Annotated in this window: 16 protein-coding genes; 9 read left to right on the forward strand and 7 right to left on the reverse strand. The window is 73.2% G+C overall.

Annotation, left to right across the window (positions count from 1 at the left end; translation table 11 throughout):
• Window positions 1–14 precede the first annotated feature (14 nt).
• On the reverse strand, window positions 15–770 hold the full coding sequence (locus OO63_RS02085; RefSeq protein ID WP_106983282.1) for a DUF305 domain-containing protein: 756 nt from the start codon (window positions 768–770) through the stop codon (window positions 15–17).
• A gap of 156 nt (window positions 771–926) precedes the next feature.
• Between OO63_RS02085 and OO63_RS02090 the strand changes: the two genes are divergently transcribed.
• Window positions 927–2438 carry an LVIVD repeat-containing protein gene (locus OO63_RS02090; RefSeq protein WP_030356937.1) on the forward strand — a complete coding sequence of 504 codons (1512 nt, stop codon included), beginning with the start codon at window positions 927–929 and terminating at the stop codon, window positions 2436–2438.
• A 114-nt stretch (window positions 2439–2552) separates the two neighbouring features.
• Here OO63_RS02090 and OO63_RS02095 read toward each other — a convergent pair whose 3' ends face one another.
• Entirely contained in the window at window positions 2553–2846 is a 294-nt protein-coding gene (locus OO63_RS02095; RefSeq protein WP_030356936.1) for a DUF1330 domain-containing protein, read from the reverse strand.
• Window positions 2847–2968: 122 nt separating this feature from the next.
• Here OO63_RS02095 and OO63_RS02100 point away from each other — a divergent pair, with 122 nt between their 5' ends.
• Window positions 2969–3979, forward strand: coding sequence for a GlxA family transcriptional regulator (locus OO63_RS02100; RefSeq protein ID WP_030356935.1), 1011 nt, complete (start codon window positions 2969–2971; stop codon window positions 3977–3979).
• A 125-nt stretch (window positions 3980–4104) separates the two neighbouring features.
• On the opposite strand, the gene OO63_RS02105 is transcribed toward OO63_RS02100, so the two are convergent.
• Window positions 4105–6894 (reverse strand): hypothetical protein, encoded by a 2790-nt coding sequence (locus tag OO63_RS02105; protein WP_030356934.1) that lies wholly within the window; start codon window positions 6892–6894, stop codon window positions 4105–4107.
• A gap of 121 nt (window positions 6895–7015) precedes the next feature.
• On the opposite strand from OO63_RS02105, the gene OO63_RS41970 reads away from it, so the two are divergent.
• Window positions 7016–9202 (forward strand): sensor histidine kinase, encoded by a 2187-nt coding sequence (locus tag OO63_RS41970; protein ID WP_051834855.1) that lies wholly within the window; start codon window positions 7016–7018, stop codon window positions 9200–9202.
• Window positions 9199–9876, forward strand: a complete 678-nt coding sequence (locus OO63_RS02115; RefSeq protein WP_030356932.1) for a response regulator — start codon at window positions 9199–9201, stop codon at window positions 9874–9876. The genes OO63_RS41970 and OO63_RS02115 overlap by 4 nt, the downstream gene beginning before the upstream one ends.
• A 185-nt stretch (window positions 9877–10061) precedes the next feature.
• Here OO63_RS02115 and OO63_RS02120 read toward each other — a convergent pair whose 3' ends face one another.
• Both OO63_RS02120 and OO63_RS02125 read right to left on the reverse strand, forming a co-directional pair.
• A complete protein-coding gene (locus OO63_RS02120) occupies window positions 10062–11627 on the reverse strand; it encodes an alkaline phosphatase D family protein (protein ID WP_030356931.1) in 1566 nt (521 codons plus the stop codon).
• Window positions 11627–12202, reverse strand: a complete 576-nt coding sequence (locus tag OO63_RS02125) for a hypothetical protein (RefSeq protein WP_030356930.1) — start codon at window positions 12200–12202, stop codon at window positions 11627–11629. Before OO63_RS02125 ends, OO63_RS02120 begins: the two co-directional genes overlap by 1 nt.
• Window positions 12203–12393: 191 nt before the next feature.
• On the opposite strand from OO63_RS02125, the gene OO63_RS02130 reads away from it, so the two are divergent.
• The 4 genes from OO63_RS02130 (at window position 12394) to OO63_RS02145 (ending at window position 16797) form a co-directional block, all read left to right on the forward strand.
• Window positions 12394–13188, forward strand: a complete 795-nt coding sequence (locus OO63_RS02130; RefSeq protein WP_030356929.1) for an SAM-dependent methyltransferase — start codon at window positions 12394–12396, stop codon at window positions 13186–13188.
• Window positions 13189–13416: 228 nt separating this feature from the next.
• Window positions 13417–15312: a protein-arginine deiminase domain-containing protein gene (locus tag OO63_RS02135; protein ID WP_030356928.1), complete on the forward strand. Its 1896-nt coding sequence runs from the start codon at window positions 13417–13419 to the stop codon at window positions 15310–15312.
• Between the two features lie 187 nt (window positions 15313–15499).
• Complete coding sequence (locus tag OO63_RS02140; RefSeq protein WP_030356927.1) at window positions 15500–16147, forward strand: ATP-dependent Clp protease proteolytic subunit; 648 nt, start codon at window positions 15500–15502, stop codon at window positions 16145–16147.
• A gap of 44 nt (window positions 16148–16191) precedes the next feature.
• On the forward strand, window positions 16192–16797 hold the full coding sequence (locus OO63_RS02145) for a ClpP family protease (protein ID WP_030356926.1): 606 nt from the start codon (window positions 16192–16194) through the stop codon (window positions 16795–16797).
• Here OO63_RS02145 and OO63_RS02150 read toward each other — a convergent pair.
• The gene (locus OO63_RS02150; RefSeq protein ID WP_051810447.1) at window positions 16769–17635 is read right to left on the reverse strand and encodes an NUDIX hydrolase; all 867 of its coding nucleotides are present in this window, start codon (window positions 17633–17635) and stop codon (window positions 16769–16771) included. The two genes, OO63_RS02145 and OO63_RS02150, sit on opposite strands and share 29 nt — an antisense overlap.
• Before the next feature lie 6 nt (window positions 17636–17641).
• A complete protein-coding gene (locus tag OO63_RS02155) occupies window positions 17642–18166 on the reverse strand; it encodes a helix-turn-helix domain-containing protein (RefSeq protein ID WP_397622180.1) in 525 nt (174 codons plus the stop codon).
• A 494-nt stretch (window positions 18167–18660) separates the two neighbouring features.
• Here OO63_RS02155 and OO63_RS02160 point away from each other — a divergent pair, with 494 nt between their 5' ends.
• Window positions 18661–19092: a hypothetical protein gene (locus tag OO63_RS02160; protein WP_030356923.1), complete on the forward strand. Its 432-nt coding sequence runs from the start codon at window positions 18661–18663 to the stop codon at window positions 19090–19092.
• Window positions 19093–19320 lie beyond the last annotated feature (228 nt).

Here is a 19320-nt window from a genome sequence, read left to right on the forward strand (position 1 = left end):
CGCCGGTGTGCCGCTCACCCCATCCCGCGCATCCGGTTGATCTCACTCGTCTGCTGCGCCACCACGTCGTTGGCCATCTCCTCGACGAGCAGATTGTTGCCCTGGGAGAGCGCGTCGGTGGCCATCGTCACCGCGCCGGTGTGGTGGGTGATCATCAGCTTCAGGAACAGCTGGTCGAAGGCCTCGCCCTTGGCGGCGCGCAACTGCTTGAGCTGGGCCGCGGTCGCCATTCCCGGCATGCCCGCGTGGTCGCCGTGACCGTCATGTCCGGGCTTCGGGGACGTCGCCCCCGGCTTGCCCTTCTTGGCGTGGGCCTTCAACCACCGCTCCATGGCGCCGATTTCCGGCTTCTGGGCGGCGGTGATGCGGTCGGCGAGACGCTTCACCTTGGTGGACTTCGCCCGCTCGGGGACGAGTCGGGTCATTTCGAGGGCCTGGCTGTGGTGCGGGATCATCTTCTCGACGTACTCGAAGTCGGCCGAGTTCGGGCTGTCGTCGTCGGTTCTCTTCTTCGCGGCGTCCTCGGCGGAGAGCGTCGCCGCCGTCTCGCCCGGCTTGCCGGGAGCGATGACCGAAGGCCCGGTCGAGGACGGGGACTTGGCCGTGCTCCTGGAGTCGGATTCCGAGCCGGAGTCGCAGGCGCCGAGCACGAGGGCGGCGGCCGTGAGCAGTCCGGTCGCGGCCAGGGCGCGCCTGAGGGGCGCGGCGTTCGCGGCGGACGTACGGGCGGCGGACGTACGACGGTGGGGCACGGCGACCTCCTGTGGCACGTGGGGCGGTGGGGTACGTCCTAGCACGCCGATGGGCATGAGCGATCAAACGTGCTCATTACGGCTGCGTTCCATCTGTTGATTTGTACATGAGGAGCACGATACTGCGGGTGTCCGTGAACCGTTCGCCCCCGAACGGGCACAAGGGAGGACACAGTGACCCTGTTGAACGAGCCCAGAACGCGCCGCAGACGACTGGGAGTTGCCGCGGCCGCGGCCGGGCTGCTGGCCGCTCTGCTGACCGCGGCGCCCGCCGGGGCGACCCCGGACCCGGGTGACACCCCCAAGGCCCCCAAGAAGGTGTCGAAGAGCGACGCCGAGGACACCAGGAAGGCGATATCCGACGGCGAGATCCCGGCGCCGGACGAGATCGTCCACTCCGACAACATCGAGCACCTGGCGAACATCCCCAAGGACGCGCTGCCCGGGACCAACTCGGACCTCGCCTTCCAGGGCAAGTACGCCTTCGCGGGCAACTACGACGGCTTCCGCGTCTTCGACATCAGCAACCCGAAGAAGCCGAAGACGGTCGCTCAGGTCCTCTGTCCCGGGTCGCAGAACGACGTGTCGGTCTCCGGCGACCTGCTGTTCCTGTCGACGGACTCCTCGCGCAGCGACAGCTCCTGCTCCAGCACGACGCAGCCCGCCACGGAGAAGTCGTCCTGGGAGGGCATGAAGGTCTTCGACATCAGCGACAAGCGGAACCCGCGCTACGTCGCCGCCGTCGAGACCGCCTGCGGCTCGCACACCCACACGCTGGTCCCCGAGCGCCGCAACGTCTACGTGTACGTCTCCTCGTACGCCCCGAGCGCGTCGTTCCCCGACTGCCAGCCGCCGCACGACGGCATCTCCGTCATCAAGGTGCCGCGCAAGGCCCCGCACAAGGCCGAGGTCGTCGGCTTCCCCGTGCTGTTCCCGGGCGAGGGCCCGGACGGCGGCGGCAACCCGGGCGGGCCCACCAACCCGGGCGTCTCCAAGACCACCGGCTGCCACGACATCACGGTCCTGCCCTCCAAGGACCTGGCGGCGGGTGCCTGCATGGGTGACGGCATCCTGTTCTCCATCAAGGATCCCGAACGCCCGAAGGTGATCGACCGCGTCCAGGACAACGTGAACTTCGCGTTCTGGCACTCGGCGACCTTCAACCAGCGCGCCGACAAGGTCGTGTTCACCGACGAGCTGGGCGGTGGCGGAGGCGCCACCTGCAACGCCGAGACCGGTCCGAACCGCGGTGCCGACGGCATCTACGAGATCAAGGGCCGGGGCGACAAGCGCAAGCTCGCCTTCAAGAGCTACTTCAAGATCCCGCGCCACCAGGCCGACACCGAGAACTGCGTCGCCCACAACGCCTCGCTGATCCCCGTCAAGGGCAAGGACCTCATGGTCCAGGCCTGGTACCAGGGCGGCATCTCCGTCTGGGACTTCACCCGCTCGACCAAGCCCAAGGAGATCGCCTACTTCGAGCGCGGTCCCCTCTCCGCCGACCAGCTCGTCGGCGGCGGCTCCTGGTCGGCCTACTACTACAACGGCCACATCTACTCGAACGACATGGTCAAGGGCTTCGACGTACTGAAGCTCAACGACAAGCGCACCAAGCCCGCCGAGCGGGTCCGGCTGCGTGAGCTGAACGTGCAGACGCAGCCGGACTACTTCGGCTGGAACGACTGACCGACGCGCGGGGCAGCACTGCCCGGGGGCCGTCCGGCGGATGCCGGGCGGCCCCTTTCGCTCTCCGTGGCGAGGTGCGGGTGGCGGAGGCCCGGCGATGGCTTGGCCCGCTGGTCAGTCGACGCCTTCGACGATGCGGAAGTCGCGCTCGAAGCCGTCGGGGAGGGCCGTCAGCGCCTTCTGGTATGCCTCGCTCTCGTAGACCGCGACCGCCTGTTCGAAGCCGTCGAACTCGATCAGAACGACGCGTTCGTTGATTCCGGCCTCGTGGGCGACGACTCGACCGAAATTGGACAGGACGCGCCCGCCGCCGTCCCGGACAGCCAGACCCGCCAGCTCGTTGTAGTCGGTCAGCCCCTCAGGGTCGGACACGGCGGGGTAGACACTGACCCAGTAGCCCTTGGCCATGGAAACCTCCTGTGCTCGGCCGGACACGCCCGACGTCGAATCGACACTCGGATCTCTCGATCCTTGCCGTTCGGGCCGGCCTCGACCATGGCAGAAAGGTCAGCCTCCGATACATTCTCGCCATGCCCGCCCACCATGCCGCCCCCGGCACTCCCGGCGCCCACAAGGTGGTCGTCCTCGTGGTCGACGGGGTCTACCCCTTCGAACTCGGCATCCCTCACCACGTCCTGGGCTCCGCCGGTGGCCGCTACGAGGTCGTGACTGCGGGCGTGGACGGAAAGCCCGTGCGCACCGTCTCGGACCTGACCGTCACACCCGGGCGCGGCCCCGAGGCCCTGGCCGAGGCGGACACCGTGATCATCCCTGGTTACGCCCTCACTCGGGCCCCGACCGCCGCCACGGACTCCAAGGCCCTGGACGCGCTTTCCAGGGTCCGGCCCGGCACCCGTCTGGTGTCGATCTGCAGCGGTGCCTTCCTGCTGGCCGGCACCGGACTCCTCGACGGGCGTCGGGCCACCACCCACTGGGCGCTCAGCGACCACTTCCGGGAACGGTTCCCCCGGGTCGAGCTCGACGCCGGAGTTCTTTTCGTCGACCACGGTGACGTGTTGACCTCGGCGGGGGCGGCCAGCGGCTTCGACGTGTGCCTGCATCTGCTGCGCCAGGACCACGGCACCGAGGTCGCCAACCAGGCCGCCCGCTTCTGCGTCGTGCCGCCGTACCGGGACGGCGGGCAGGCACAGTACATCGAGCGGCCACTGCCGCCGACGGGTGCGACCGGCACCGGGCCGACCCGCGACTGGGCCTTGCGGCGGCTCGAACTGCCGCTGTCGCTGGACGAGTTGGCGGCGCACGCGGCGATGAGCACCCGTACTTTCGCCCGGCGCTTCAAGGAGGAGACCGGTCTGAGCCCCGGCCGCTGGCTGACCTCGCAGCGGCTGCGGCGGGCCCGGCACCTGCTGGAGTCCAGCGATCTGCCGGTGGAACGCGTCGCCCACGAGGTCGGCTTCGCCACCGCCACCTCGCTGCGGCGGCACCTCGCGGCGGAGGCGGGCGTCGCCCCGTCGGCGTATCGCCGCACCTTCCGTGCCCCGGATCCGGCCGCCGACGACGCGGGCTCCCTGCCCGCCTAGCCGCGGGGAGCCGAATGTGAGGACCGGTACCTTCGCGGTGTTCAGGGCGTGGAGCGTGAAGGTGTACGGGTGCGAGGAGCCACCCGGGCACGGGCCGAAGCGCCGGCGGGAGTTGGCGCCGCTGCTCATGGCAGCACCCGCACCCTGACCGATCGCACCACCGGAGCATGCGCGTAATTGAACGCGCGGATCAGGAACGTGTGCCGCCCCGCCCGCAGTCGAGCCGTCGCCGTCAGTCCCCCGCTGTCCGCGTCGAAGCGGTGCGCGATGCGCTCGCCGTCCACCTCCACGCTGATCCGCTCCGCGTCGACGCCCGACACCGCGTCCGCGATGCGCGCCGTGAGCCGCACGGACGGGCCGGTGACCGTGGCGCCGTCCTTCGGCGTGACCTTGTCGATCACCGGGGTGAGGGCGGGCTGCCTGCCCGGCCGCTGGTGGGGCCGGTCCCGGCGGCGCTGGACGCGGGCCACGGACGGCGGCACGGCCGCACCGTCCAGGTCGGCCTCGAAGACGAGAGGGAGATCGACACCGGGGCGCACCTTCGGACCCGCCGTGACCGTGAAGTCCACGCCGACCCGCTCTCCGGGCGGCACCCGCACCCGCTCCTGACGCGGCGTCACCGCCCAGCCGCCGAAGGCCCGCCCGGACACTGTCACGGTCCGGGCGGCGGTGTGGAAGTTGTAGACGTCGACCGTCATGCGCGTGGACGCGCCGAGCCGGTAGCCCAGCGGCGGCTCCGCGTCCCCGTCCTCCTTGTGGGGCGCGGCGTTCGCGGCCGTGTACCGCTGGCTGAGGACGATGTGCTCGGCGGCGGACAGCGGTCGGGCCCGGGTGCGGTCGTCGCCCGCCGGGGGCCTCGGGCGGCGGGGCGGAGGCGCGTCGGTCACCAGGTAGAGGGGGTCGCGGGACGCGGCGACACGGACCGTGCCGTGAGCTGACCGGACCGGGGTGCCGCGCGCGGCGCCCATGATGTCGTACACGCGCGTCGCACCGTCCGGCACGGGCACGGCCACGTCCCGGGGCCTCGGCGCGCACACCACCGTGACCGTGCGCCCGGCCCCGTCCCCGAACACGAACCCGGCCGCGTGCGCCAGCAACTCCTCCAGCAGACCTACGTAGTTGGCCTCCCCGAGGAGCCCCGTCAGGGCCGCGTACGCGCTGAACGCGGGCAGCGGCTGGAAGTCGCGGCTGAGCAGCGCGAACGACACGCCCTCGTCGGTGCACGGCGGCCCGCAGAACCAGAACTGCCGCTCCGTGCCCGCCGCCAGGCTCTCCACCGTCGACAGGACGAGATAGCGGGCCTGGGTGCGCTGCGCCGCGTACGCGAGGTCCGTTCCTGGCTCGGCCGGCAGGAACGCGCCGGACTCCGTCATCCACAGCGGCGTCGTCGCCCCGAACCGCTCCCGCAGCTCCGCCTGGTCCTCCGCCGACGACGGGAAGTCCGGGTCGGTGTCGTCCAGCGCCGGATAGCCGTGGAAGCTCCACACGTCCGCGTACCGCACCACGTCGTTGTGCAGCATCAGCTCCTGGAACACGCCCCCGGCCGCAATGCCCGGAAGGACCACCGGCGGCCCGTCCTGCTGGTCCGTCATGCCCAGCGCCGCCGCCTTCACGAACGCGGCGTGCTGGTCGCCCGTGCTCGCGGTGTCGTCCACGTCCGGCTCGTTGGACAGCTGGAGCGCGTCGGACACGACCCGCTTGCCGCGGCCCGCCAGGTGCGCGCCGTAGCGGTAGGCGTGCCGCAGGTCGGCGGGCAGCGGCATGGACGTCGGCGTCAACGCCCAGTCCGGCGGGGGCGAGACGACCTCGAGGACCTTCAGACCCCGCTTCTGGAACGCCTCGACGACCGCCTCGTGCAGGCCGCTGTCGAACGGCCCGTCCGGCTCGCGCTGGGCGGCCGGCCAGGCGCTGCCGTCGCGCACGTACCGCACGCCCATCGACTCCATGGCCGTCGCGAGGGCGGGCAGGAGGGCAGGCGGGACCAGGGCGTGCGTGAAGACGTTCACGCCGAAGCGGTTCGCCGGGCCGCGCGGAGCGCGCCGCGCGGGCAGGTGCGCGAAACAGCCGGTGACGGTGTCCTCGGGGGCCGTCGTCAGCGCCGCGACGGCACGGTAGTTGCCGGGCGGCAGCGCGGGGAGCGCGGCGTGGGCCGTCCCGGCGCCGGGCGGGACCGGGACGCGTCCGGACGCCACCTGACGGGAGTAGTAGTCGAGGACGCGGTACGTCACGGTCAGCGCGCGCGGCGCCGCGCCGTTCAGGCCGAAGCGGAGCTCCGCCGGGGCGTTCCCGCGCCAGTGCCCGAGGTTGTTCGCCGGGCCCCGCAGCCGCACCGAGCGCAGCGCGACCGGTACGGGCGTGAGCGTGAACTCGTCGAGCAGGAACCGGTATCCGTTGTAGTCGTCGAGGACCGTGGGCCCGTCGACCGTGAACGTGAGGGTGTTGACGCCGCGCCGCAGTTCCACGTCGCCGAGGGCGAGGCGCGACAGGTCGCCCCACGCTTTCGGGGACTCGTACCAGTAGGGCTGCGAACGCGTCACCGCCCACGACGCCCCGCCGTTCAGGGCGAGCCGGAAGTACGAGCCGGTCCCCTCGGTGTGCGGCTGCTCCACCGGGACCGTCGCGACGGCCTCGATCCGGTACGGCCCCGCGGTCGGGACGTCCACGGTGTACGTGGCGTACCAACCGCGCGGCGGTGGCGGGGGCTCGGCCGTGGCCAGGGCGAGAAGCGCGCCGCCCGACGCTCTCGGGTCCCGGGCCGTGGGGATGCTGGAGCGGGTCGGGGACTCGCCCCGCACGGTGATCACAGGGGCGCCCCGGTCGCGGCCGGGCGCCGTCCTCGCCGCTGCGTCCTTCGCGGTCAGGGCGAGCCCCGCGGCGAGACCTCCGGCGACGGCTGTACGTCGGTCGATGCTCATGCCTCAAGCACACCGTGGCGCGGGCGCGCGGACGTCCTGCCTGGGCAGGGAGTGGGCCCCGGCCGACCGGCCCAGGTCGCCTCCACCCGTGGGTGGAGAAAGGCGCCGGTAGGGTCGGAGTGTGGGACGGGGAGCGGTACGCGGATGGCCGGGGGCCGCCGACGCGGCGGTGCCCGCCGTGCTGCTCATGGGGCATGTGCTGGCGCTCGTGCTCTCGGGGGTCCTGACCGGATCCGACGGTGGTGGCGATGGTGGTGCTGCCGGTGAGGTGGTCCCGCAGGTGCTTGTCGGGGTGTTCGCCCTGGGGGTGGCCGCCGTCTCGCTGGTGTGGCGCAGGGTGGCGCCGCTGCCGGTCTTCGGTGTGGCGCTGCTCGCCGACGGGTCGGCGGAGGCACTGCTGCCGCGGGCGGCGCTGACGCCCGCGCTGCCCTGCGCGCTGTGGGTCGCCCTGTTCTCCCTGGCCGCACACGGCTCCGCGCGGCGCGTACTCGGAGCCGCCGCCCTCGCCACCGCCGTGCTCCCCCTGCACGGGATCCCCGTGCCCGGCACCGGCGAGGGAGCGGAAGACGACACCGGAGCCGACACAGGAACCGACACAGGAACCGACACCGGAGCCGACACCGGATTCGGTGCGGGACTCGACACCCCGGGCCCGCTGCTCGACAGCCTCGTCGCGGGCGCCCTGCTGCACCTCCTGATCGTGCTGTGCGGCACCCTCCGCAGGCACCGCACCGCCCGTCGCGCGCAGGTCCTCACCCGCCTCGCCGCCGTGGAGCGCGAACGCCGTGCGGCGGCGCACGCCGAACGCGAACGCCTCGCCCGCGACCTCCACGACGCCGCCGGACACCACCTCACCGCCGTCGCCGTCCAGAGCGCCGCCGCCCTCCGCCTCGCCGGCACCCGCCCCGAACTGGCCGCCGAAGCCCTGACCTCGGCCGCCGCCACCGGCCGTGACGTCCTCGCCTCGCTGGGCAGGATCGTCGCGGTCGTGGGCGACGGCACGGACGCGTCCGGCGCGCCCCACGAGTCCGTCCCCGACCTGTGCGCGGGCCTGGAACACCTCGGCCTCCCCGTCACCCGCACCACCGAGGGCCGCCCCCGCCCGCTGCCGGGCGACATCTCCGTGGCCGCGTACCGCATCGTCCAGGAGTCCCTGACGAACGCGATGCGGTACGCGGCCGGGGCGCCCGTCGCGGTCTGCCTGCGGTACGGCGCCGGGGAGCTGACGGTCACGGTGGTCAACGAGAGGCCGACGGCCGGGCCGGCGGCGGACGGCGGGGCGCCGTCGGGCACCGGGCGAGGGCTCGCGGGGATGCGGGAGCGGGTCCATGGGGTGGGTGGAGTGCTGAGCGCCGGGCCGACAAGCGCCGGTGGATGGGGAGTTGAGGCGACCTTGCCGGTCCCGGGCGCCCGGCCCCGGGTGCGAGCCATGGTCATGGACGCGGTGCTGTACGTCCTCTGCGCCGCGCTGCCGCTCCTGCTGTCGTGCGTCGGCCCCGCCCCGCTTCTTTCCGGCCCGACCCTGCCCGAACTGGCCGTCCTCGCCGGTCTGTTGAGCGTGCACGCGGCCCCGCTGCTCCTGCGGCGGCGGGCACCGGTCACGGCCCTCGCGGCCATGCTGACGACGACCCTCGGCTGGTCGGCGGCGGCCGCCTTCGGGCCGCTCGACTCCGACTGGCTGGGGCCGCTCGCCCTGGCGTGGACGGCGGAACTGGCCGCACTGCACGCGGTCGCCGCGTACGGTCCGCCCCGCGTGACCTGGCCCGCCCCCGTCGCCGTCGGTGTGGTCGGCGGTGTCGCGGTCGGGCTCGCCGTGGCGGGCGATCCGGGGGAGTCGGCAGGCCCCGGCGCGGTCGCACTGCTCGCCGCCCTCGGCCTCGCCGCGGTGCCCTGGCTGCTGCCCGTCTGGGCGCTCGGCCTGCTCACCCGGGCCCGGCGTGGCGAGGGCGGCCCCTGGGAGCGGCGGGTCCTTGACCGGGTCGCGGCGCGGGTCGGCGAGGCGGTGGCGGGGGAGCGGCGGCGGGTCGCCGCGGGCCTGCACGCCGCGGTCGTGGGGCACACCGTGGCGCTGGTACGGCACGCGGAGGCGGGTCTCGGCGGGGCCGTGGCCGTGCGGACGGCGCTGACCGAGGTCACGGGCGGGGCGCGCGCGGCGCTCGCGGGGCTGCGGGAGCTTCTGGACGCGCTGGACGAACCGGACGCTCCGGCTCCCACCGGACCCGCGTGTGAGTCCGCGCCGACGCCCGTGTCTGTGCCTGACCCCATGCCGACCACCCGCACCCCCACCACGAAGGAAGCAGCCACATGACCGTCCGAGTGCTCGTCGTGGACGACCAGTCCGTGGTCCGCGCCGGATTCGCGGCCGTCATCGACGCCGAACCCGACCTGACCGTGGTCGGCCAGGCGGCGGACGGCGGCGAGGCGCTGGAACTCGCCCGTGTCAGCCGCCCGGACGTGGTCCTGATGGACATCCGCATGCCGGGCATGGACGGGCTGACCGCGACCCGCCTGCTGACCTCGGCGGAGCCGTCCACACGGGTCCTGGTGCTCACCACGTTCCGCCGTGACGAGTACGTCTTCACCGCCCTGCGCGGCGGCGCGTCCGGATTCCTCCTGAAGGACTGCGAACCCCAGGAACTGGTCGACGCCATCCGCACGGTCGCCGCCGGCGAGGCGCTCCTCGCCCCCGAGGTCACTCGCCGCCTCATCGACGCCTTCGCCACCGGAACGGTCGGCCCGAGGGCCCGCCCCGACGGGCGGCTCGACGTCCTCACCGGGCGCGAGCGGGACGTCCTGCGGGAGGTGGCCCGCGGCCTCAGCAACCCCGAGATCGCGGCGGCCCTCGGCATCGGCCGCTCCACGGTCAAGACGCACATGAACGCCCTGCTGGCCAAGCTGTCGCTGCGGGACCGCGCGCAAGCGATCATCTTCGCGTACGAGATCGGCCTCGTCGGCCCTGGGGACCCCCAAGTCCCCTCCTGACCCGGATGCGAGCATGTGGGACCGCCGCATCCATGAGGAAACGGGGAGAGGGGCGCAGTGGCGCAGCAGCTCATGTCGTACCGGGTGAGCTACCGGCACGGCACACCGTGGCCCGCACCTTCCGCGTCGACGGCCGTCCGGCCGGTTCGGGGTCCGAACCGGCCGGACGGAGCGGCACGGCTCCGCTAGTCCCTGCGGTACTGCGCGGGCGAGTTCTTCGTGCCCTCGTCCTCGTACGATCCGGCCTTGCCCCGGTCCACATGGAACGTCGTGAGCGTGCTGACGGGCGAGCGCGGATCGCGGCGGTCGCCGATGACCCGCATGTGGGCGCTGAACCGCTCCGGCGTGACCTCGTACACGTCGTAGCCGTACCGGTTGCCCTCGAAGTACTTCAGATGCGGATTGGCCTTGCCCATCAGCGGGCCGTTGGTCGCGTTCCAGTTCGCGTCGTACGCGCCCGAGGTCACCGAGTGCGCGGTGAACTCCGTGCCCACCAGCGGGGATTCGGGCTCGTCGAAGTCCGTGCGGATGTCGTCGACGAACGCCGAGTGCCAGTCGCCGGTGATGACGACGAGGTCCTCCAGGCCGCTCTTGTGCACGTGCCCGAGGACCTCCTTCCGCTCGGCGAGGAAGCCGTCCCACTGATCGGTGAACATGTACGAGCCGCCGGGCCGTCCCCGGAGCTGGCTCAGCATGATCGAGTTGGCCCAGACGTGCCAGGTGTCGGGGGCGCGGTCGACGGTCTTCTTCAGCCACGCCTTCTGCTCGGCGCCGAGGATCGTGCCGTCGGGCAGGTTCTGCGCCGAGCGGTACGAGCGCAGGTCGAGGACGGAGAGTTCGAGCAGGTCGCCCCAGCGGCGCACGCGGTGGATCTCCGGGTCGGGCAGCGCGGAACCGCCGAAGGAGTCGCGGTGCGGCATGTGCTCGAACCACGCCTGGTACGCGGCCGCGCGGCGCCGCATGAACGGAGCGCCGCCCCCGGTGCCGCTGTAGTCGTTGACCACCTCGTGGTCGTCCCAGGTGAGGAACCACGGATGGGCCGCGTGCGCCTCGCGCAGCGATTTGTCGCCCTTGTAGAGAGCGTGCCGTTTGCGGTAGTCGGCGAGGGTGAGGATCTCCGGGCCGTCGTGGTCGCGCACATGCTTCTCGGGTACGCCGCCGACCTGGCCGTGCTCGTAGATGTAGTCGCCGAGGTGGACGACGAAGTCGACCTTCTCGCGGGCGATCCCGCGGTGCGCGGCGTAGAAGCCGTCGTGGAACGCCTGACAGTTCGCGGCCGCGAAGGTCACCTTGGAGACACGGCCGCGGGGCGCCGTCTTCGTACGCCCGACGCGGCTGGTCCTGCCGAGCGCCTTGAACGCGTACCAGTAGTGCCGCCCGGGCGCGAGGCCGCCGACCGGCACGTGCACGCTGTGGCCGAGCGTCGCGGACGCGGGCGCGGTGCCGCGGGCCACGACGCGGCGCAGCCCCGGGTCCTTGGCGACGACCCAGTCGACCTCGACGACCTCGGGCAGTTTCTGTTCCGCGGCGAGGGGTTCGGGCGCGAGTCTGGTCCACAGGAGCACCGAGTGGGGCTGCGGATCACCGGAGGCCACGCCGAGCGTGAAGGGCGCGCGGTCGTACTCGGCGCCCAGGTTCTCGGCCGCCTCGCGCGCCTGCGCGGGGGTCAGGCCCGAGGCCAGCGGCCAGGCGAGGCTGAGCGCGCCGGCGGCCGCGGCGGACTTGAGCAGGTCACGGCGGTTGACGGTCATCAGCGGCCTCCGGCGGGCTTCAGGGTGAGGGAAACGGCGTCCGCGTAGCCGTCGTTGGACGTGCCGCCGCCGCTGCGGGTGAAGACGAGCAGGACCCGCGCGGAGCGGGCGGTGGGCGGCACCGCCGCCTCGGCCGTGCGCTCCAGGAGCCCCGTGCGGCCCGCGCGGTCGGCCGCGCCGACCGGACCGAGGACGCTGAGGGCGACCGGAGTGCCCTTGGCGTCGCGGAACTCCACGGACAGGCGCGCCCCGTCCTCCTGCGTCGCGTAGCCGCCTAGCCACGCCGTCACGGTGTAGCGCACCTTGCCCGCGTCGACGGCGCGCCGCCCCGTCGGGCCGCTCCGGGGCAGCGAGACGTCCTGGACCAGCGTGGTCCGCGGGCTGTTCCCGCCCGCGAAGAAGCGACTGCCGCGCCGGGCGGGCCCGGGGTCCGTCGGCGTCGGGTAGCCCCCGCCGAGGCTGTAGGCGATGAGCGCCGGGGCTCCCTGGGCGACCTTCCAGCCGCGGACCGTCGTGACGGGGTCGGCCGTGCCGCCCGTCCCGCTCTCCGCGTCGCCGTTGACGACGAGATTCACGCACGCCTCCTGTTGATCGGTGAGTTGAGCGCGGTCAGCCCACCAGCCCCGCATGAACCAGGAGAAGCGTTTCGGCGAATTCTGTTACCAGCACCACTCCGACGCCGTGGCCCCCTCCGTTCCCGTGACGCCGCGACCACAGCGGGCTAGGTTGAGTGGCCGCAGGAGCCGACCGACCAGGGGGATTCGCCATGTCGTACGACGTGTCGCTCATCAACAGCAACGTGCCGCACTCGGCGCGCATCTGGAACTACTGGCTGGGCGGCAAGGACTGCTACGAGGTCGACCGTCAGGTCGGCGACGAGATCCGGGCGGCCAACCCGGAGATCACCGAGATCGCCCGCGCCCAGCGCGCCTTCCTGGCGCGCGCGGTGACGTACCTCGTCGCCGAGGCCGGGATCCGGCAGTTCCTGGACGTCGGCACCGGTCTGCCCACGGCGGACAACACCCACGAGGTCGCCCAGCGGACCGCCCCCGAGTGCCGGATCGTCTACGTCGACCACGACCCGATCGTCCTCGCCCACGCCGCGGCCCTGCTCACCAGCGCCCCCGACGGCGCGACCGACTACATCCAGGCCGACCTGCGCGACCCCGGCACCATCCTGGAACGCGCCGCCGCCACCCTCGACTTCACACAGCCGATCGCGCTGATGCTGCTCGGCATCACCGCCCACCTCACCGACGACTCCGCGTACGAGGTCGTGGCCCGCCTCACCGACGCCCTGCCGTCCGGCAGCCACCTCGTCCTGTGCGACGACACCGAGGTGATCCGGCCCGAGCAGATGCGCCGGATGATCGAGCAGTGGAACGAGGCGGGCGACAACCCGCGGGTCAACCGCAGCCCCGAGGAACTCGCCCGTTTCTTCGACGGCCTCGACTTCGTCGAGCCCGGCCTGGTCTCCGTGTCCCGGTGGCGCCCGGCGCCCGGGGGGTCCGAGCCGCCCGCGGAGGTCGACGACTTCGGCGGCGTCGCCCGCAAGCCCTGACCCGGGCACCGCCGCACGCTCGACACCGTCGCGGACTCGCGCACCGTCGGCGCCCCGAACACCGGCGGACGGCAATTTTCATCTCTTCCTCCCGCGCATCAACCTCTCGCGCCCGAGACGACTCTTCCTTGGCAACGGCCCTCGCCATGACCAACTGACCAGAGGGCCAGAACAAGGAGGGGAACTGTGCGCACGCACAGATGGAGAAACGCCGCCCTTGCCACCGGCATGGCCTCGGTGCTCGCCGCCACCGGAGCGACCGCCATGGCCGAGACGGGCAGCGCCCCGGCCACGCCCCAGGTACCCGACCTGCGCGCCGACGTGAACCGTGACGGCCGCGTCGACGTCGAGGGCACCACCGACTCGGCCGGTGAGAACACCTGGACGGCGACCCGGGGCGCCGTCGTCCTGCCGAACGTCGACGACGACGCCAAGCGCTGCCCCGTCAAGGACGCGCAGGGCCGGCCCCTGACGGACGCCAAGCTGGCCCGCTGCAACGACGCCTCGGACACCAAGGTCAACGGCGCGCGCGACGCCGCCGACCTGGCCCGGCTGAAGACCGTGCTGCTGCCCAAGACCCCGGCCGGCAGCCACGGCACGGCCAAGACGGTCGGCGCCGGCGCCAAGAAGTCCCGCCTCTTCGTCAAGCGCGACGGCCGCTGGACCCTGCTGCGGCCCACCGACAAGCTCACCACCAAGGAGCTGCGCGACGGCGTCGAGCTGGGCGTCGAGGCGACCGACGTGGTGCGCGACGCGGCGAAGTGGAACGGGGACGTGAAGGTCCGCTTCACCGTCACCGGCGGTGGCACGTCCCGCTCCGACGACGTCGTGCTGCGCACCGCCCCCGTCCTCACCCACCACCACCTGCAGCGCACCCAGGAAGTCCTCGTCACCGAGGTGCAGGGCCAGGGCCCCTACAGCCGTGCCCAGCAGAAGTTCGTCAAGGACCTCGCCAAGAAGGTGAAGGACGCCGGGATAGCCAAGCCCATGACGAAGTTCACCAAGTACGCCGACCCGTGGGCGCAGGACTTCGTCGAGCCGGCCTACGCGAGCGTGCCGGGCCCCGGCGGCAAGCAGCACACCATGCGCGTCCTCATCCGCTCCGCGCAGCCCGACCGGGACGCCGGGCGCGAGCTGTTCGAGAAGATGCGCGGACCGGACGTCGGCGTGGTGCAGGTCAACGGGGTGCGCGAGAGCGAGGAGTGGACGCTCAACTCCATGGGCAACCTGGAGACCATTCCGCCGTACACCCTGAACGGCAAGAGCTACCCCGCCGGACGCATCATCCAGGGCTACCGCGCCGACTCCGGCTCCAAGCCCGCCAAGGCGATGCGCACGTTCCTGAAGTCGCAGGGCGTGCAGGCGCCGCTGCTGCTCGACACGTCCTGGCTGACCGTCGGCCACGTGGACGAGTTCGTCCAGTTCCTGCCCGCCGATACCCCGCGCGGCTGGCGCATCGGTGTCGCCGACCCGGCCATGGGTGTGGAACTGCTCGCCAAGGCCAAGCGGGAGGGCCACGGCGCCAAGAAGATGTTCTCCGTGCCGCGTTCCCCCGACGTCCCGGCGCCCAAGGAGACCATCGACAAGGTCCTCGCCTCGTCGAAGTTCCACGCCGACAACAAGCTGGCGGCCGAGCGCATCAAGGCGAACCTCGACATCCTCAAGCGCGAGACCGGCATCACCGACGACGAGATCGTCAAGGTGCCCGGCCTGTTCACGCGCGACGGGGACGAGGGCAGCGCCCTCAGCGACAGCCGCAAGCTGCGCCGCATGGGCCCCGACCGGCTGCAGAAGTTCAACCAGCTGCGCGGCGCCGACGAGCAGAAGGAGCGCGGCGGCGCCGACGCCCCCCAGGCCCCCACGCGGACGCACAGCGCGTATGTGCCGGGTGCCGTCAACGGCGTCCTGCTGAGCCCGACGAGCTACCTGGCGCCCCAGCAGTGGGGTCCCGTCATCGGCGGCCGCGACATCTTCACCGACGCCGTGACCTCCGTGTACGCCAAGGCGGGCTTCAAGACGACCTACATCGACGACTGGTACACGTACCACCTCGGCATGGGTGAGGTGCACTGCGGCACCAACACGCTGCGCGACGCCACCGCGCCGTGGTGGCCCAAGGCGTAGGGCCGTTCTCCGCGGGACCGGCGCGCCACCACGGGCGCCGGTCCCGCTCTGCTCCCGGAGAATCCGTACCACGCGCCGGTCCCGCCTCTGCCGTCGGCGAATCTGCCGACGGCCGAGAAAGCGGCCGGTCCTCCTCGTCCCGATCCACAGTGGTCCCACCGACCGCACCACGACGAGGAGGCCCGAGATGACACCGCCGCACACCGACTGGCCCGCGCACCCGCGTGCCGAGGACGGGGACACCCCCGCCACCCGCTTCGACGACCAGCTGGCCGCGCAACTCCTCGGCCAGCGCATCGTGTTCCTCGGCACCCAGGTCGACGAGGTCTCCGCGAACCGGGTCTGCGCCCAGCTCCTGCTCCTTTCCGCCGAGGATCCGCGCACCGACATCAGCCTGTACATCAACAGCCCCGGCGGCGGCGTGCACGCCGGGCTCGCCATCTACGACACGATGCAGCTGATCCCCAACGACGTCTCCACCCTCGCCATGGGCTTCGCCGCCAGCATGGGCCAGTTCCTGCTGACCGTCGGCACCCCCGGCAAGCGGCACGCGCTGCCGAACGCGCGCATCATGATGCACCAGCCCTCGGCAGGCGTCGGCGGGACCACCGCCGACATCGCGATCCAGGCGGAGAACCTGGAGTTCACCAAGCGAACCATGGAGCGGATCACCGCGGAGCACACCGGGCAGTCCCCGGAGACCATCGCCCGCGACGGCGACCGCGACCGCTGGTTCACGGCCGAACAGGCCAAGGAGTACGGCATGGTCGACCACGTCGTGACGTCGCTCGCCGACGTCCGCCCGGCGGCCTCGAAGCGACGGATGGGGCTGTGACCATGAACCACTCCACGAGGCACCCGGGCCCGCACCCGATGACCATGAGCCAGTACACGATCCCGACCGTCGTCGAACGCACCCCGCAGGGCGAGCGCGCGTACGACGTCTACAGCCGGCTCCTGTCCGAGCGCATCATCTTCCTCGGCACCGAGATCGACGACGGCGTCGCCAACGTCGTCATCGCCCAGCTCCTGCACCTGGAGTCGGCCGCGCCGGAGCACGAGATCGCGCTCTACATCAACTCGCCCGGCGGCTCCGTCACTTCCCTGATGGCGATCTACGACACCATGACGTTCGTCGGCGCGCCGATCTCGACGTTCTGCGTCGGCCAGGCCGCCTCCACCGCGGCCGTGCTGCTCGCGGGCGGCGACCCCGGGCGGCGGTTCGTCCTGGAGCACGCCCGGGTGCTGCTCGGCCAGCCCGCGAGCGGCGGACAGCAGGGCACCGTCTCGGACCTGAGCCTGCACGCCAAGGAGATGGTGCGGATCCGCGCCCAGGTGGAGGAGGTCCTCGCCCGCCACACCCACCACGACGTGGCGACGCTGCGCGCGGACACCGACCGGGACAAGGTGTTCACCGCCCACGAGGCGGTCGCCTACGGCCTCGCCGACGAGGTCGTCAGCCGCCGCCGGGCGGTGGCGGCCTGAGCGGTGTGGGACCGGGCCGTGCGGGACCGGGCGACGGTGCGGGACCGGGCCGTGCGGCGTCGGGTCGTGCGGGGTCGGGCTGTGCCGCCCCCGCGTACCGGGCGACGACCGGCTCCAGATAGTCGGCGTGGTCGGCACCCGGCCCGGTCAGCTCCGCCAGCTCGGCCCAGGAGCCGACGAGCGCGATCCGGTCCAGCTCCGGCTCGCGACCCCGGGCCGTCTCGGCGGCGACCCGGTACGCGAAACGCTCGCGCAGCAGCGCGGCAGGGCGCGGCGGGGCGAGGAACAGGACGCCGACGCTGCCGTGCGTCCCGCGCGTCACGAGCCACAGCCGGAGCTCCCCGGGCGCCGACTCGATGCCGGTCTCCTCGGCCAGCTCCCGGGCGGCGTGCCCGCGCACCGCGGCCAGGTCGAGTACCTGGCCGTCGCCGGGCGGCTCCACGGAACCGCCCGGCAGCAGCCAGCGGCCGGGCGTGGACGTCGAACGCCCCATCCGGCCGACGAGCAGGCGGCCGTCGCAGGTCGGCTGCGCGACGTCGGCGAAGAGCCCGGGCAGGCGCGCGGTGGCACCGGGGACCCACCGCAGCACATAGCGCCGGTACGTCGTCCTCGCCCAGGTGAGGACGACGCCGTGCGGCCCGTCCCGGGTCAGGCCCGCGCACGCCGCCACCGGCCCGTCGAAGAGACTCGGGTTGGCCCGGACCTTCTCGTCCCAGACGCGGTCCATGGCGAGCCGCTCCCACGGCGGCGGCTCGGGCGCGGGGGCCTCCACCAGGCGGAGCCGCCGTACGTCCAGGAGTTCGACGCCGGGCGGGGGAGGCGTCGGACCAGCCGACACCCCGGCCTAGGCGGCGAGCCGGAGCTGGGCCTGGTGCGATCCCTGGTCCGTGGTGCCGTGGGGCGCCGCGAGCGGGGTGGTGACGATGGACACCGCGCGCTGCTGGGGTGCCGTGGCCGGGCGCTGGGCGGCCGTCGCGGCCCGCTGGTCCCGGGAGCGCGGGCGGCGGGCGGCGGCGAGCAGTTCGCCGTGGGCCAGCGCGAGGAGGTCGGCGAGGTCGAGGCCCAGTGCGGCGGCGGCCGCGGCGAGCACTTCGGAGGACGCCTCCTTGCGGCCGCGCTCCACCTCGGAGAGGTAGGGCACCGAGATCCGGGCCGCGTCGGCGACGTCCTTCAGGGTGCGCTCCTGGGCGCGGCGTTCGCGGCGCAGGAGATTTCCGACGAGGTGGCGCCACAGGGGCTCTCTGGGGGCGGGGCCGGGGGCGGTGGGCACGGTGCCGGGTGCGGGCGCGGCGGCCGGGGCGGTGGCTCCCGGCGCTGTGGCCTCCGTGTCCCGGGCCTGGCGCGTGGGGCGCGCGGGCCGCAGGGGGATGACGCGGGCGGCGGCCCGGCCCGCCCGGTGCGGAGGGCTCGTGGGATTCGTCGGGTTCGTCGCGTGGCTGCTCACGGCTTCAGGTTAGGAGCGGTGTTCCCGTCGTGGTCGGCGTTCTGCCGATGGCGTAGCGCGTTCTGCCGAGGGCGAAGTCCGGTGCGGGCGCAGCGTGTGGCCGAGCCGGACAAGGGGACATGTCCGTCCGCCGCACTCCGGAGCGCGCAGCCGGGAACCTAATCAATTGCCCCGCGCGTTGAAGCGGTTGGCGCCCCGCGCGCCGACCGCACACCGATCTCGCCCCGACCTCGCACCGACCAGTCACCGACTCCACGTACCAAGGACCGACCGCACCGACTCCACGCGCGCCCGACTCCACGCACCGACCGCTCGCGGACGCCCACCTCGCCCGCGGGCCCACCGCCCGCCCACCTCGCGCACACCGACCACCGCCGACCCACCGCCGCCCCGGCACCGACTCGACCAGGAGGCCCCGCGTGCCGTATCGCACCCGGTCGGCCAGGCTGGCCGCGTCGCTTCTCTCGGCCGTCGTCGCCGTCCTGGCGTTCGCCGTGCCGTCCCGCGCCGCGAGCGCGGCCACCGGGCCCGCCGTCCAGGCCTGGACGGCCGCGGCCCAGTCGGGCGGTCCGCACTCCACCAACTCCCCGGGCCAGCAACGCCCCAGGGCGCACGGCCCGTACGCCTCGTCCGGCCAGGACACCCCGCGCGCCGTCCACGCGACCGTCGCGCACCTCCACCAGGCCCACGTCCCGCACCCGCCGTACTTCGGCGCCACCGGTGCCATTGCCGACCGCGCGCCGCTGCGGGCCCTCGGCGGACCGGACGCACGGCCGAGCACCTCCACACCGCCCCCGCGGTTCGCGGACGCGGCGCCCGAGCCGCGCGGACCCCCGTCCCGACAGAGCTGACGACACCTCACCGGACGCCGCCCGACAGGCCGGACCCGCCGGGGCGCGAGCCCGCCCCGCGCCCGGACCGGTCCCGGGGCCGTCCCCCTTCGTCATGCCCTCCTCGTGAACCTCACGGGCCCGTGGATCCCACGCACCCGTGAACGACGCGAGCTCATGGACCTCACGGACCCATGGACCGCCCGGACCGACCGGCCTCACCGCCCCCTGGCCCCGGCCCCACGGGTC

This window comes from Streptomyces alboflavus (assembly GCF_000716675.1).
Taxonomy (GTDB): Bacteria; Actinomycetota; Actinomycetes; order Streptomycetales; family Streptomycetaceae; genus Streptomyces; species Streptomyces alboflavus.